At 70.2% G+C, this 14,635-nt stretch carries 11 protein-coding genes; 2 read left to right on the plus strand and 9 right to left on the minus strand.

All coding sequences use genetic code 11. The annotated features are described in order from the left end of the window. Positions 1 to 72: 72 nt before the first annotated feature. Together AB0M73_RS33730 and AB0M73_RS33735 are read right to left on the minus strand one after the other, a co-directional pair. On the minus strand, positions 73 to 468 hold the full coding sequence (locus AB0M73_RS33730; protein ID WP_363899387.1) for a VOC family protein: 396 nt from the start codon (positions 466 to 468) through the stop codon (positions 73 to 75). A 79-nt stretch (positions 469 to 547) separates the two neighbouring features. Beyond that, the gene (locus tag AB0M73_RS33735) at positions 548 to 1,918 is read right to left on the minus strand and encodes a neutral zinc metallopeptidase (RefSeq protein ID WP_363899390.1); all 1,371 of its coding nucleotides are present in this window, start codon (positions 1,916 to 1,918) and stop codon (positions 548 to 550) included. Positions 1,919 to 1,971: 53 nt separating this feature from the next. Here AB0M73_RS33735 and AB0M73_RS33740 point away from each other — a divergent pair, with 53 nt between their 5' ends. Continuing rightward, on the plus strand, positions 1,972 to 2,700 hold the full coding sequence (locus tag AB0M73_RS33740) for an alpha/beta hydrolase (RefSeq protein WP_363899393.1): 729 nt from the start codon (positions 1,972 to 1,974) through the stop codon (positions 2,698 to 2,700). Here AB0M73_RS33740 and AB0M73_RS33745 read toward each other — a convergent pair. From AB0M73_RS33745 to AB0M73_RS33755, 3 genes are read right to left on the minus strand one after another with little or no spacing between them, the layout of a single operon-like run. Next, positions 2,685 to 3,329 carry a response regulator transcription factor gene (locus tag AB0M73_RS33745; protein ID WP_363899396.1) on the minus strand — a complete coding sequence of 215 codons (645 nt, stop codon included), beginning with the start codon at positions 3,327 to 3,329 and terminating at the stop codon, positions 2,685 to 2,687. The genes AB0M73_RS33740 and AB0M73_RS33745 overlap by 16 nt on opposite strands. Beyond that, positions 3,317 to 4,666 (minus strand): histidine kinase, encoded by a 1,350-nt coding sequence (locus tag AB0M73_RS33750; RefSeq protein WP_363899399.1) that lies wholly within the window; start codon positions 4,664 to 4,666, stop codon positions 3,317 to 3,319. The genes AB0M73_RS33745 and AB0M73_RS33750 overlap by 13 nt, the downstream gene beginning before the upstream one ends. A 58-nt stretch (positions 4,667 to 4,724) precedes the next feature. Next, positions 4,725 to 5,666 carry a ribose-phosphate pyrophosphokinase gene (locus tag AB0M73_RS33755; protein ID WP_363899402.1) on the minus strand — a complete coding sequence of 314 codons (942 nt, stop codon included), beginning with the start codon at positions 5,664 to 5,666 and terminating at the stop codon, positions 4,725 to 4,727. 97 nt (positions 5,667 to 5,763) lie between these two features. Between AB0M73_RS33755 and AB0M73_RS33760 the strand changes: the two genes are divergently transcribed. Beyond that, a complete protein-coding gene (locus tag AB0M73_RS33760) occupies positions 5,764 to 6,942 on the plus strand; it encodes a hypothetical protein (RefSeq protein WP_363899405.1) in 1,179 nt (392 codons plus the stop codon). 69 nt (positions 6,943 to 7,011) lie between these two features. On the opposite strand, the gene glgB is transcribed toward AB0M73_RS33760, so the two are convergent. The 4 genes from glgB to AB0M73_RS33780 all read right to left on the minus strand — a co-directional run bounded on the left by glgB (position 7,012) and on the right by AB0M73_RS33780 (position 14,351). Beyond that, positions 7,012 to 9,180: a 1,4-alpha-glucan branching protein GlgB gene (glgB, locus tag AB0M73_RS33765; RefSeq protein WP_363899408.1), complete on the minus strand. Its 2,169-nt coding sequence runs from the start codon at positions 9,178 to 9,180 to the stop codon at positions 7,012 to 7,014. Positions 9,181 to 9,185: 5 nt separating this feature from the next. Further along, positions 9,186 to 10,520 carry an aminoglycoside phosphotransferase gene (locus tag AB0M73_RS33770; protein ID WP_363899411.1) on the minus strand — a complete coding sequence of 445 codons (1,335 nt, stop codon included), beginning with the start codon at positions 10,518 to 10,520 and terminating at the stop codon, positions 9,186 to 9,188. After that, positions 10,517 to 12,292 carry a maltose alpha-D-glucosyltransferase gene (treS, locus tag AB0M73_RS33775; RefSeq protein WP_363899414.1) on the minus strand — a complete coding sequence of 592 codons (1,776 nt, stop codon included), beginning with the start codon at positions 12,290 to 12,292 and terminating at the stop codon, positions 10,517 to 10,519. The genes AB0M73_RS33770 and treS overlap by 4 nt, the downstream gene beginning before the upstream one ends. An 88-nt stretch (positions 12,293 to 12,380) precedes the next feature. Further along, a complete protein-coding gene (locus AB0M73_RS33780) occupies positions 12,381 to 14,351 on the minus strand; it encodes a maltotransferase domain-containing protein (protein WP_363899417.1) in 1,971 nt (656 codons plus the stop codon). Positions 14,352 to 14,635 lie beyond the last annotated feature (284 nt).

Genomic DNA, 14,635 nt, shown 5'->3' on the forward strand with positions numbered 1-14,635 from the left:
TCACGCGGAAGTGGCGCTGAGGGCAGGGGAAAGTGGCAGTGAGGGCAAGGGGAAGTGGTTGTCGGCGGAAGTTCACTCGCCCAGTGGGCAGAAGAGATCCACGCCGTTGCCGTCCGGGTCGTGGACGACGGCGTAGCGCTGGCCCCAGAAGGCGTCCCACGGCGGCAGGTGGCCGTGGTGGCCGGCGGAGGTGAGGGCGGCGTAGACGCGGTCGACGTCGGAGGGGGAGGAGCAGAGAAACGCCAGGCCGGAGCGTGAGGAGCCGGTCGGAGGCGACCACGAGGGGTCGAAGGAGCGGACGGTGGCGACGGTGTCCCACATGAGCTGGAGACCGCCGGGCAGAGGGGCGGCGACGTGGGGCTCGGCGTCGGCGGAGGAGGGGATGTCGAGGCCGAGGCGGCGGTAGAAGGCGAGGGACTTGGCCATGTCGTCGACGACGAGGCCGATGACGGCGAGCTGAGGGGTCATGCCGCCGACGCTAGGCCGGGGACACCGGGCCGGTCTTGACGAAATCAGACACCGCGGGCCTTGAAGCCGCAGCCGAGGATCAGACCCCGCAGGCCTTGGCGCCGCCGGTGAAGCCGGAGCGAAAGGCCAGGACGCGGGAGAAGCCGGTGCCGAGGGGCTTGCCGGAGGTGTCGCGGGAGCCGTAGTCGTAGGCCAGCAGCACGCCGACGGCCTTGTCGAGGTCGCCGGGGGAAAGACGTAGGGGCTTGCCGCGGGAGGGCACGGAGGCGGTGTAGGCGCCGGCGAGGCAGACGGCGGTTTGGCCGGCGGGGGCGGTGTCGACGGGCTTGCCCAACAGGGACAGGGCGGCCAGGGCGTAGCGGGTGGCCAACAGGGTGCCCGCGGCGTAGTCGCCGATGCTGGAGACGAGGGCGGGAATGGTGCCCTTGACCGACAGCAGGACGGACTTGGTGGCGCCGCAGAAGGCCACGGGCCCCTGGTCTCCGGAGCCGGAAGGGCACGACACGGGACCGTCGGACTGGGTCAGGTGGGGCGCGGACCAGCGGGAACCGACGAGCTGGCCGAAGTAGGCGTTGAGGTCGGGCTCCATGGCCGCGAGCAGGTCGGGCAACGGGGCATTCCCGCCCCGGGCCTGGTCGGACAGGCTGGTGAAGGTGCGCTGGGTGAACTGCCGGTTGGCCACGGTCATCCCCGCGCACAGCTTGGGACCCTGCTGGTAGCCGTCCTGAAAGGCGGAAACCCGGTCGAAGGAGTCGCCGTGGGCGCCCTCCTCGGACGAACTGGTGCCGACGGGGTCGCGGAAGGTGGCCAGGGCGCCGAGGGCCTTGTCGAGCTGCGCGGCGGTGATCCGCAGGTGCGGGGCCTTGCCGTCGACGACGGACCGGACAAATGCGCCGGAATAGCAGTCGGCCATGGTCTCGATCAGGATCGTCGGGTAGCGGTCGGGGTCGGCGCGGGCCATGTCGGCGGTGGGGGACGTGCGGTCCTGCACGGCATGGCCCATCTCGTGCGCCAGCACGACCACAACGGCGGCGTCGCCGAACTGGTCGCGCAGCACGGGCAGCAGGGCCGCGCGGTCCCAGGCGACGGAATCCTTGTTGGGACAATAAAAGGCGTTGCCCTCGATGTCGGAGGCGGACTCGGTGCACGGCGGCGCCTGGCTCTTGTCGGAGGTGGCGTCGACCGAGTACACGCCGCCGGTCAGGTCGTGCCACTGCTTGCCGAACACGGACGGGAAGTTCTGCTTCCAGAACGCCTGCACGTCGCCGATGGTGGAGGCGGCGATGCGGTCGGTGGTGCCGTTGTCGGTGCCCCGCACGAAGGACGGCACGACACCGCCGCCCGCGAGCACGGGATCGGCGGTCACCGGCTCGGCGACGCCGCCGACGGTCGCGCACCCGGCGAGCGCCAGCACAGCCGCCAGGAGAACGAGCCGAGCAGTTGCACGCACCTGCCCAGTCTGCCCGATGCCGCCGGGTATCGTTTCCCGACAAGGGGGTTCACATGGACACCAAGACTCGCGGCGACGGTCCGTTACTGCTCCTGCTGCACGGCGGCGGCGGCAGCGTGCGCAGTTTCGACGCGGTGCTGGACATACTGGCCGAGCAGTACACGGTCGTCACGTACACGCAGCGCAAGGGCGACCCGGCCGAGATCGTCGAGGAGGCGGCCCAGCTGCTCGACGATCTCGGTGCGAAGAAGGCGGCGGTCTTCGGCAGCAGCGCCGGCGGGCTGGTCGCCCTCGACCTGGTGGCCCGGTATCCGGCCCGGCTCGGCGTGGTCATCGCGCACGAGCCGCCGGTGATGTCGGTGCTGCCCGACGCCGACGAGGTGGCCAAGGCCTTCCACGACCTCGCGGGCGCGCCCGACGCGGGGCTGCGCTTCCTCCGGCTGACCGACATGCTCGGCCCGGTCGACGAGTCGGTCACCGCGGCCGCGGCCGCGACCCTGCGCTTCGACAGCGACGAGGTGAACGCGTTCGTCGACTACCGCCCCGATCTCGCCGCGATCCGGGCCAGCGGCGTGGACGTCGTGCTCGCCGGGGGCAAGGCCGTGGCCGGCTCGCTGCCGTTCCGCACGGCCGAGGCGGTGGCCGACGCGCTCAAGGCGTCGATGGTGATCTTCCCCGGCAATCACTTCGGCTACGCCCCGATGCCCGGCATCAACGACCCGGCGGCGTTCGGCCGCACGCTGCTCGACCTGCTGCGGTCCCGGACTCAGCCGCCCAGGTAGCGCAGCACGGCCAGCACGCGGCGGTGCTCGGTGCTGGTCTTGGGCAGCCCGAGCTTGGTGAAGATGCTGGCCACGTACTTCTCCACCGCCCCCTCGGTGATCACCAGCCCCTCGGCGATGCCGGAGTTGGACCGTCCCTCGGCCATCAGGCTGAAGGCCTGGCGCTCACGGGGCGTCAACGCCGCCAGCGGGTCCTGACGCCGGCTCCGGGCCACGATCTGCGACACGACCTCCGGGTCGAACACCGTGCCGCCGGTCCCGACCCGGTCCAGCGCCGACAGGAACTCCTCCACGTCCGCGACCCGGTCCTTCAGCAGGTAGCCGACGCCGTTCAGGGCCCCGGTGATCAGGTCGGCGGCGTAGCGCTCCTCCACGTACTGCGACAGCACGAGCACCCCGGTCGCCGGCCACTGCTGCCGGATCACCAGGGCCGCCCGCAGCCCCTCGTCGCTGTGCGTGGGCGGCATCCGGACGTCGGCCACGCACACATCGGGCCGGTGGTCGGCCACCGACCGCAGCAGCTTCTCGCCGTCGTCGACGGCGTCCACGACCTCGTGGCCGTTCTCGGTCAGCAGCAGCGTGAGGCCGTGCCGCAGCAGCACGGCGTCCTCGGCGATCACGATTCGCACGGCAGCTCCAGGCTCACGGTCGTCGGCCCACCGGCCGGGCTGGTCACGGTCAACACGCCGTCCACACCGGCGGCCCGGTCGGCCAGGCCGGACAGCCCCGATCCGCCGGCGAACGCCCCGCCGACGCCGTCGTCGCCGACCTCGACCCGCAGCCGCCCGCCGACCCGCCGCACGATCACCCAGGCCCGCGAGGCGCCGGCGTGCTTGACGATGTTGGTCAGCGACTCGGCGATCATGAAGTAGGCGATGGACTCCGCGGTCCGGCCGGGGCGCTCGGCCACGTCGAAGTCGATCGCCACGGGCACCTCGGAGCGGGCGGCCAGCGCCGACAGCGCGGCGTCGAGGCCCCGGTCGGCCAGCACCGGCGGCGACAGGCCCCGGGTCAGCTCGCGCAGCTCGACGATGGCGTCCTTGGCGCTGCGGTGGGCCTCCTCCAGCAGCGCCCGGGTGGCCTCGGGGTCGCTGTCGTACTTGCGCTTGGCCCGTCCCAGCAGCATCGCCAACGCCACCAGCTGCTGCTGGGCGCCGTCGTGCAGGTCCCGCTCGATGCGCCGCCGCTCGGTCTCGGCCGCGGCCATGGCGTCCTCGCGGCTTCGCTCGACCTCGAACACCCGGGCGGCGAGCTGCTCGGCCGACAGCTGCCCCAGGTAACGGCGGGCCAGCGCGAGCTGCCACGCCTGCATCCACCGCACGAGGTAGGGCACGACCGGGATGAGCAGCGCCAGCAACAGCAGCGGCGCGCCGGCCCACACGTCGCCGTGACGCAGGTACGGGCGGTTGATCGACGCCACCGTGAGGTCGACGAAGAACATCGCGGCGATCACGGCCACGAACAGCGGCAATGCCCAGACGATCACCGTCAGCGCGCCGGTGAGCAGCGCCACCGGCAGCCGGACCAGCTGGTACGCCATCAGCCGCCACAGCCGCAGATCGCGCACCATCCGCCCGAACAGGGGCAGCAGGCGTCCGCGGACCGGCAGTTGGAGCGTGAGCGGGATGTCCACGCCGAGGATCGAGCGGTGCCAGCCGACCTCCAGCCGGGCGCACGCCTCCAGCGCGTACCCCGTGCCGACGAAACCGAGCACACCGACCGGAAGGATCAGCAGCAACAGCAGCAGCACGACAAAGCCGCTGGTGGTGACGTTGAACTGGGTCGCGCTGACCATCGCGCCGAAGGTCATCATCGCCGGGATCGGGCACAGCGTGACGATCAGGCCGACCAGCAGCACCAGCGTGTTGCCGACGCTCCAGAACGCGCCGCCGAGCAGGTGCAGGGTGGCCCGCCACGTCCGCGCTTCCCCCAGTGGCCGCAGCAGCAGCGCGTGCAGGCTCCCCATCACGTTTTCCCAGGTTACGGACGCCGAGCCGGCTCGGATATCCGGTTAACCCCCGAGATCAGGCGTCGAACAGGGCGCTCACCGACTCGCCGTTGTGGATGCGCCGGATAGCCTCGGCCATGGCCGGCGCGATGGACAGCACGGTCAGCTTGGGGGTGCGCTTCGGGGCCGCGATCGGCACGGTGTCGGTGCAGACGATCTCGGTCACGCCCGGCAGGTCGCCGATGCGCTTGATCGCCCCGTCGGCGAACAGGCCGTGCGTGCAGGCCACCCGGATCGACGCCACGCCCAGCTCGTGCAGCCGCTCGACCAGCTCGACCACGGTGGAGCCGCGGGCGATCTCGTCGTCCAGCACGATCACGTCCTTGCCGGCCACGTCGCCGATGATCGAGCTGATGCTGACCTTGTCGTCGGCGAAACGCTGCTTGGCCCCGGCGGCCACGCCCACGCCGAGCAGCCGGGCGAACGCGGCCGCCGGCTTGGCGTTGCCCAGGTCGGGGGAGACGACCACGGCGTTGGACAGGTCGTTGCCGCGGAAGTGGGCGGCCAGCTCGCGCAGGGCGTGCAGGTGGTCGACCGGCACGCTGAAGAAGCCGTGGACCTGCGGCGAGTGCAGGGTCATGGTCAGCACCCGGTTCGCGCCCGCGGTCAGCAGCAGGTCGGCCACCAGTCGGCCGCCGATGGAGACGCGGGGCATGTCCTTCTTGTCGCTGCGCGCGTACGCGTAGTGCGGCAGGACCACGGTCGTGCGGGCCGCCGAGGCGCCGCGGGCGGCGTCCAGCATCAGCAGCAGCTCGACCAGGTTCTCCTGGGTCGGCGGCACCAGCGGCTGGATCAGGAACACGTCCCGCTCACGGCAGTTGGCCTGGAGTTGGACCTCGATGCAGTCGTTGGCGAACCGATCGACCCGCACCGGGCGTAGTGGAACACCGAGGTGTGCGCAGATGTCCGCCGCCAGCTCGGGGTGGGCGCTGCCGCTGAAGACCGCGATCTCGTGCACGTGGACGAATGCTACGGGATCTGAACCGATCGACGGTTTCGACGGTAGTACCCCGCGAACGTGGTTCAGACCAAGAACGACGACAGGAGACGCCGCAATGTCCTGGATTGCCGATATGAGCCCCAGTCGCAAACGCGCCACCATCCTGGGTGTCGCCGCTGCGCTGGGCGTCGCCGTCGTGCTGGGGGGTGGATTCGCGGTCATCTCGGGGACAAGCCACGCGGCGACCGAGAACTGCCAGGGACTCGACCAGGCGCTGCAGAACAACCTGAACTTCATCGCGCAGCAGAAGGCCAACCCGACCGCGGTGTCCGCGGCCAACATCGCCAACCGCAACGCCGTCGTGGCGCAGATCCAGCAGCGCCGCCAGGCCGCCGGCTGCACCAACAACGTGACGGCCTCGTCCGACGCCAACAAGAAGAAGGGCAGCGGCGAGGACTGCGCCGGCCTGCAGAAGGCCTTGCAGAACAACCTGAACTTCATCGCCGACCAGAAGGCGCACCCCGACGCCCAGTCGGCGGCCCGCATCGCCAACCGCCAGGCCGTGGTGGCCCAGATCGAGTCGCGCCTCAAGGCCGCTGCGTGTGGTGACAACGGCGGCAACAACGGCTGCCCGACTGCGACCGACACCAACACCCCGCCGGCCACCACCACCGACAACAACGGTGGCATGGGCATGGGTGGGGACAACGGCATGGGCAACGCCGGTGGCATGGGTGACGCCGGCATGGGCGGCGACAACGGCATGGGCAACGGCATGGGTGACGGTGGCATGGGCACCGACACCACGGCCCCGACCACCACCACCGACAACAACGGTGGCATGGGCATGGGTGGCGACAACGGCATGGGCAACGCCGGTGGCATGGGTGACGGCGGCATGGGCACCGACACCACGGCCCCGACCACCACGGACAACAACGGCGGCTGCGACAACGGCGGCGTCACCGACACCACCGACCCGAGCGCGACCGACACCGCCGACCCGACCGACACCAACGCCGGCAACGGCTCCGCCGCCGGCACCGCGGCCAACCAGGTCTGCAAGGGCTCCACGGTGACCACGTCCGGCTCGAAGGGCGTCTCCGCGTCCAGCAACCAGTTCCCGCTCGGCACCATGCTCAAGGTGACCAACCTGGACAACAACAAGTCCATCACCGTCCCGGTGACGTCCACCTCCGGCAGTTGCGTGCTGCTCGACAACGACGCCTTCCTCAAGATCCACCAGGACGGCAAGCAGCTCATCCGCAAGGCGCTGATCCAGAAGGTCGGCTGACCGAACCCGTTCACGCGAACGGCCCGAAACCTGGTCCCAGGAGCCAGGTTTCGGGCCGTTTCTCCGTCTTTAGGCCTCCGGCGCGAGCCAGATCACGCCGGCCGGCGGCAGCTGCACCAGCGCGGAGGCCGGGCGGCCGTGCCAGGGCTTGGCCTCGGCGACGATCTCGCCCTGGTTGCCCCAGCCCGAGCCGCCGTAGACGGAGGCGTCGGTGTTGACGACCTCGCGCCAGGCGCCGGTGGTGGGCAGGCCGATGCGGTAGTTCTCGTGCGGCGAGCCGGAGAAGTTGGCCACACAGGCCAACATCGAGCCGTCCTCGCCCTCACGCAGGAACGACAGCACGTTGCCGGCCGAGTCGTTGGCGTCGATCCAGGAGAAGCCGTCCGGCGAAGTGTCCAAAGTGAACAGTGCCGGCGCCTCGCGGTAGGCGGCGTTGAGGTCGCCGACCAGGCGCTTGATGCCGTTGTGCAGCGGCTCGTCCAGCAGCGGCCAGTCCAGCGAGCGCTTCTCCGACCACTCGTCGATCTGCCCGAACTCGCCGCCCATGAACAGCAACTGCTTGCCGGGATGGGCCCACATGAAGGCCAGCAGCGAGCGCAGCCCGGCCGCCTTGTTCCAGTTGTCGCCGGGCATCCGGCCCCACAGGGATCCCTTGCCGTGCACCACTTCATCGTGCGACAGCGGCAGCACGAAGTTCTCGCTCCACGCGTACATCAGCGAGAAGGTCATCTCGTTGTGGTGGTACGAGCGGTGCACCGGATTGTGCGACAGGTACCGGAGCGTGTCGTGCATCCAGCCCATGTTCCACTTGAAACCGAAGCCCAGCCCGCCCAGGTGGGTCGGCCGCGTCACGCCCGGCCACGCGGTGGACTCCTCGGCGATCATCATGATCCCGGGGTGCCGCCGGTACACGGTGGCGTTGAGCTCCTGCAGGAACTGCACGGCGTCGAGGTTCTCGCGGCCGCCGTGGATGTTGGGCAGCCACTGTCCCTCGGGCCGGGAGTAGTCCAGGTACAGCATCGAGGCCACGGCGTCGACCCGCAGGCCGTCCACGTGGAACTCCTCGATCCAGTACAGGGCGTTGGCCACCAGGAAGTTGCGGACCTCGTTGCGCCCGAAGTCGAAGACGAGCGTGCCCCAGTCGGGCTGCTCGCCCCGGCGCGGGTCGGCGTGCTCGTAGAGCGGGCTGCCGTCGAACCGGGCCAGCGCCCACTCGTCCTTGGGGAAGTGCGCCGGCACCCAGTCCACGATCACGCCGATGCCCCGCTGGTGCAGGTGGTCGACGAAGTACCGGAACTCGTCGGGGGAACCGAACCGCGGCGTCGGCGCGTAGTACGACGTCACCTGATAGCCCCACGACCCGGCGAACGGGTGTCCGGCCACCGGCAGCAGCTCCACGTGGGTGAAGCCGGTCTCCAGCACGTAGTCGCCGAGCTGCTCGGCCAGCTCCCGGTAGTTCAGGCCCTGCCGCCACGAGCCGAGGTGCACCTCGTAGGCGCTGATCGGCCGCTTCGACCAGTCGCTGGCCTCCCGCTCGGTCAGCCACGCCTCGTCGCCCCAGGTGTAGGCCGACTCGTACACGATCGACGCCGTCGCCGGCGGCAGCTCGGTGGCGAAGGCCAGCGGATCGGCCTTCTCGTGCCACGAGCCGTCCTTGCCCAGCAGCCGGAACTTGTAGCGCGAGCCGACCGGCACCTCGGGCAGGAACACCTCCCACACACCCGACCCGCCCAGCGAGCGCATCGGCGTGCCGCGGCCGTCCCAGCCGTCGAAGTCGCCGCACACCCGCACGCCCTGCGCGGTCGGCGCCCACACAGCGAACGACGTGCCGTCGACCGGTCCGCCGGGGGTGTCGTAGGTGTGCGGATGCGCGCCCAGCACCTCCCACAGCCGCTCGTGCCGGCCCTCGCCGATCAGGTGCAGGTCCAGCTCGCCGATGGTGGGCAACCAGCGGTACGGGTCGTCGGCGATGACGACGTTGCCGTCGCCGTAGTCGACCTCGTAGCGGTAGTCGCTCGGCGGCTCCGGCACCAGCCCGGCGAACAGGCCGCCCTCGACCGGGTCCAGCTCGAACCGCTTGTCGCCGACGAGCACCGACACCGAGCGGGCGCCGACCCGCAGCGCCCTCATGACGGTGCCGCCCGGGTGCGCGTGCGCCCCCAGCACGGAGTGCGGATCATGGTGCGCACCCCCGAGCAGCCGGTCCACCTCGTCCTTGGCCGGTGCGATGCTCGTCACGACGTTCAGTCCTCTCCGGCGGTGATCCTCGCGATGGACGCCAGCGGCACGGTCAGCCAGTCCGGCCGGTTCCCATGCTCGTACGCCACCTCGTACACGGCTTTGTCCAGTTCCAGCGCGCGCAGCAGCGAACCCTGCTCACGGGGGTCGGCGCCGACCTCCGCGTAGCCGTCGCAGAACGCGTCCCGATTGCGCGCGGTCCACTCCTGCGCCCGCACCTCCAGCTGGTGGTCGGCCGGGTGGCCGACGAGAAGCTGTTGTGCGGCGTAGTCGAACGACCGGAGCATGCCGGCCACATCACGCAGCGGGGAGCGCAGGGCGTTGCGCTCGGCCAGCGGCGCCGCCGGCTCGCCCTCGAAGTCGATCAGCTTCCAGCCGGCCGCCGTCCGCAGCACCTGGCCCAGGTGCAGGTCGCCGTGGATGAACTGCACGTCGACCACCGACGACCCGTTGCGGGCCTGCTCGAACACGGCGCGTAACGCCGACTCGAACTCGGCCAGCTCCGGCACGTCCGCGAGCACGGTGTCCAGCCGGCGGTGCATGCCCTGCACAGCCTCGTACAGCCGCTCCGGCCCCTCCTGCCCGCTGCCCAGCGCCTTGCGCAGGTCGGCGTGCACCTCGGCCACGGACTGGCCCAGCCGGAACGCCTCGCCGGCGAAGTCGCCGCCGACCTCGGCGGCGTGCAGGTCGGCCTCGGCCATCAGGTCACGCACCGAGGCCGTGGCCATGGCCCAGCCCTCGGCCGCGCCCGACAGGAACTCCTGCAGGATGCCCAGCACCACGAACTGGTCGGTGATCGCGCCCAGCGGCCGGGCGATGTGCTTGGAGCCGACCGACTGCAGCGCCCGGTGCAGCTGGAGGTCCGGGTTCGGGCCCTCCACCACGCGCCGGAACAGCTTGAGGATGTAGTCGGTGCCGTAGACGACCGAGGTGTTGGACTGCTCGGCGCTGACCGGCTTGGCCCGCTGCGTGGGCACGATCACGGCACCTGGCTCGGGCGCGAAGTGGATGCCCTCCACCCAGGTGTCCTCGGCGATCAGCGTCAGCAGCCGGCCCATCAGCTCGGTGTCGTGCACCGCCTCGTAGTAGACGTGTCCGTCGACCTCGCCGATCATCGCGTGCGTGAGGTGCTCCGGCAACTCCCGGCGCCGCCCGACCAGCAGCTGGTAGTCCCCGTCCGAGGTGCTCAGCACGGCGTGCACCAGCCCCGGGTCGCCGGGCAGCAGCGTGACGGCGTCCCGCGTGGACACCTCGGCCAGGTCGCGGTTCTTGCCGCCGAACCACCGCTGCTCGGGCAGCCAGCGCAGCAGGGCGTCGGCCAGTGGAGTCAGTTCTGTCATGGCGCCTCCCCGCCTTCAGTCTCCTGGACCAGCTGGAACCAGTAGAAGCCGTGCCCCGGCAGCGTCAGCAGGTACGGCAGGTCGCCGATCGGCGGGAAGCGCACGCCGCCGGTCATCTCCACCGGCACCAGGCCCCGGTACTCGGACAGGTCCAGCTCGACCGGCTGCGGGAACCGGGACAGGTTGTTGACGCACAGCAGCACGTCGTCGTTCCATCGCCGCAGGTAGGACAGCATGCTCGGGTTGGACGAGCCCAGCTCGGTGAACGCGCCGAAGCCGAACGCCTTGTGCGCGGTGCGCACCTCCAGCATGCGGCGGGTCCAGTTCAGCAGCGAGGAGGTGTTGTTGATCTGCGCCTCGACGTTGATGCCCTGGTAGCCGTAGGTGGCGTCGGCGATCACCGGCAGGTAGATCCGGTTCGGGTCGCAGCGGGAGAAGCCGGCGTTGCGGTCCGGCGTCCACTGCATGGGCGTGCGGACGGCGTCGCGGTCGCCCAGCCAGATGTTGTCGCCCATGCCGATCTCGTCACCGTAGTACAGAACGGGCGAGCCGGGCAGCGACAGCAGCATCGCGGTGAACAGCTCCTGCTGGTTGCGGTCGTTGTCCAGCAGCGGGGCCAGCCGGCGGCGGATGCCGATGTTGGCCTTCATCCGCGGGTCCTTGGCGTACTCCGCGTACATGTAGTCGCGTTCCTCGTCGGTGACCATCTCCAGCGTCAACTCGTCGTGGTTGCGCAGGAAGATGCCCCACTGGGCGCCCGACGGGATCTCCGGGGTCTGCTCCAGGATCTCCGAGATCGGGAACCGCGACTCCCGCCGCACCGCCATGAACAGGCGCGGCATCAGCGGGAAGTGGAAGGCCATGTGGCACTCGTCGCCGCCCGCGTCGGCGTCGCCGAAGTACTCCACCACGTCGGCCGGCCACTGGTTGGCCTCGGCCAGCAGCACCCGGCCCGGGTACTCCACGTCGACCACCTTGCGGCAGCGGCGCAGGAACTCGTGCGTTCGCGGCAGGTTCTCGCAGTTGGTGCCCTCCTCCTCGAAGAGGTAGGGCACGGCGTCCAGGCGGAAGCCGTCGATGCCGAGGTCCAGCCAGAACCTCAGGACATCGATCATCGCCTCCTGGACCTCGAGGTTCTCGTAGTTCAGGTCCGGCTGGTGGCTGAAGAAGCGGTGCCAGTAGAACTGCCCGCGCACCGGGTCGAAGGTCCAGTTCGACGTCTCGGTGTCGACGAAGATGATGCGCGCGTCGGCGTAGCGCTGGTCGTCGTCGCTCCACACGTAGAAGTCGCCGTACGGGCCCTGCGGGTCGGTGCGGGAGGCCTGGAACCAGGCGTGCGCGTCCGAGGTGTGGTTGAGCACCAGGTCGGTGATCACCCGGATGCCCCGGCGGTGGGCCTGGTCCAGCAGGTAGACGAAGTCGTCGACGGTGCCGAACTCGGGCAGGACCTGCCGGAAGTCGCTGATGTCGTAGCCGCCGTCACGCAGCGGGGACGCGTAGAACGGCGGCAGCCACAGGCAGTCGACGCCCAGCCACTCCAGGTAGTCCAGCTTCTCGGCCAGCCCGCGCAGGTCGCCGGTGCCGTCGCCGTTGGAGTCGGCGAAGGCCCGCACCAGCACCTCGTAGAAGACGGCGCTCTTGTACCACTCGGGCTCGCGCGGAGCCTGTCTTGCCGTGCCGAAGTCGTCGCTGCTCGGCTCAACGAGGTGGCCGTCCTCGGTGAATTCGTTCCCCAGGACGTCAGTCGTCCCAAGCTGGGGAGCGTCGGGCATCAGTCGCCACCACCCCTCGTCCATGGTCGGCTAGCCCCGCCACCGGGGACTACCCGAGGCGGAGCCGCGATATTCGTGCTGATCAGGTTTACTTGCGAGAAATACTGATGACGTGCGCGACGGCACGCCAGGGTTCGAGCCGGACGAAGTTGGCCTGACCCCAGTCCCAGGTGTCACCCGTGACCTCGTCGTGAGCGGTGACCCGCTCGTGCCAGTCGAATCCCAGCTCGGGAAGATCCAACCAGAGTGTGCCCTGTTGGGCGTAGTTCGGGTCGAGGGTGACCACCACGAGCACCGTGTCGCCGGTGGTCGGGTCCGTCTTGCTGAAGGCGATCAGCGCGTCGTTGTCGACGTGGTGGAAGTGCAGCGAGCGCAGCTGGTGCAGCGCGGGGTGGTTGCGGCGCACCCGGTTCAGCGTGGTCAGCCACGGCTGCAGCGACCGGCCCTCCAGCAGCGCGGTGTGGAAGTCGCGCGGCCGCAGCTGGTACTTCTCGGAGTCCAGGTACTCCTCGGAGCCCTGCCGCACCGGCTCGTGCTCGAACAGCTCGTAGCCGGAGTAGACGCCCCAGGTCGGGGACATGGTCGCGGCCAGCGCGGCCCGGATCGCGAACATCGCCGGGCCGCCGTGCTGCAGCGACTCGTGCAGGATGTCCGGCGTGTTGACGAACAGGTTGGGCCGGCCCTCGTCGGCGTGCGCCAGCCAGTCGACCATGAAGTCGATCAGCTCCTGCTTGCCGGTGCGCCAGGTGAAGTAGGTGTAGGACTGGGTGAAGCCGAGCTTGGCCAGGCCGTACTGGCGGGCCGGGCGGGTGAACGCCTCGGCCAGGAACAGCACGTCCGGGTAGCGCCGCTTGACCTCCCAGATCAGCCAGTGCCAGAAGTCCGGCGGCTTGGTGTGCGGGTTGTCCACCCGGAAGATGCGCACGCCCTGCTCGATCCAGTGCGTGATGACCCGGTTGACCTCGGCGTACAGGCTGCGCGGCTCGTTGTCGAAGTTGAGCGGGTAGATGTCCTGGTACTTCTTGGGCGGGTTCTCCGCGTAGGCGATCGTGCCGTCGGGCAGCGTGGTGAACCACTCGGGGTGCTCCTGCACCCAGGGGTGGTCCGGGGCGCACTGGAGCGCGAAGTCCAGCGCCACCTCCATGCCCAGCTCGTCGGCCCGGTGCACGAAGCCCTTGAAGTCGGCCAGCGTGCCCAGCTCGGGGGCGACCGCGTCGTGGCCGCCGTCGCGCGAGCCGATGGCCCACGGCGAGCCCACGTCATCGGGGCCCGCGTTGAGGGTGTTGTTGGGGCCCTTGCGGTTGACGTGGCCGATCGGGTGGATCGGCGGCAGGTAGACCACGTCGAAGCCCATCTCCGCGACCCGGTCCAGCTCGCGGGTGGCGGTGACGAACGTGCCGTGCACGGGCTTGCCGGTCTCGTCCCAACCGCCGGTCGAGCGGGGGAAGAACTCGTACCAGGAGCCGTAGAGGGCGCGGGGGCGGTCCACCCACATCTTCTGGACCTTGCCCCGTGTGAGCAGTTCTCGCACCGGGTACTCGTGCATGATCTTGTCGACGTGCTCGGACAGCGCGGCGCCGACCCGGTCCGGCAACGGCCGTTCACCGTCGCGCAACCCGGCGGCCACCGCGAGCAGCAAGTCCTTGTCGTTGCGTCGATCCGGGCGCCTGCCCACCCGTTCCATCAGACGCGCGCCGAGTTCCAGGTCGTTGGCCAGCTCCGCGGAACCCTGGCCCGCCGCCAGTTTTTTCTCCACCGCCGAGCGCCAGGTCGCCCACGGGTCGCTCCAGGCGTCGATGCGGAACGTCCACGCGCCCTCGGCGTCGGGCACCACCGTGGCGACGAAGCGGTCCAGGCCGATGCCGTGCTCGACCATTCGGGTCTGCCGGGCCACCTTGTCGTTCGGGCCCTTCCACGTCACCGTCGCGGCGACCGCGTCGTGGCCCTCCCGCCACACCGTCGCGCCGACCGGGATGTGTTCTCCCACAACGGCTTTCGCGGCGTATCGGCCACAACTGACCACCGGGGTGATGTCGTCGATGCCCAAACGTCCACTCATCGCCCACGCCCCTAGCTCGCCCGCCGCCCGCCCATAGTGTGCCTTGGACGGCCTGGTTCCAAACCACCGGGTTCGTTCGTGACCATCGGCCGTTACTCAGGCCGTGACCCGGTGTCCGAAGGCTAGCGTCCGGGCGGATCATCAGCCACCGCTGGGAGAATTCTCCGTGCTTTTGCCGCGCGTTCCGCGCGGGGCTCGGCCCCTCGTGACCCCTGCCTCGTCCTTGCCGGATTTAGCCCGCCGCGTCGGCTCGGGTGGGTGGGCGCGTTGGGTGGCGGCGGGCG

The organism is Kutzneria sp. NPDC051319, assembly GCF_040682195.1.
GTDB lineage: Bacteria > Actinomycetota > Actinomycetes > Mycobacteriales > Pseudonocardiaceae > Kutzneria.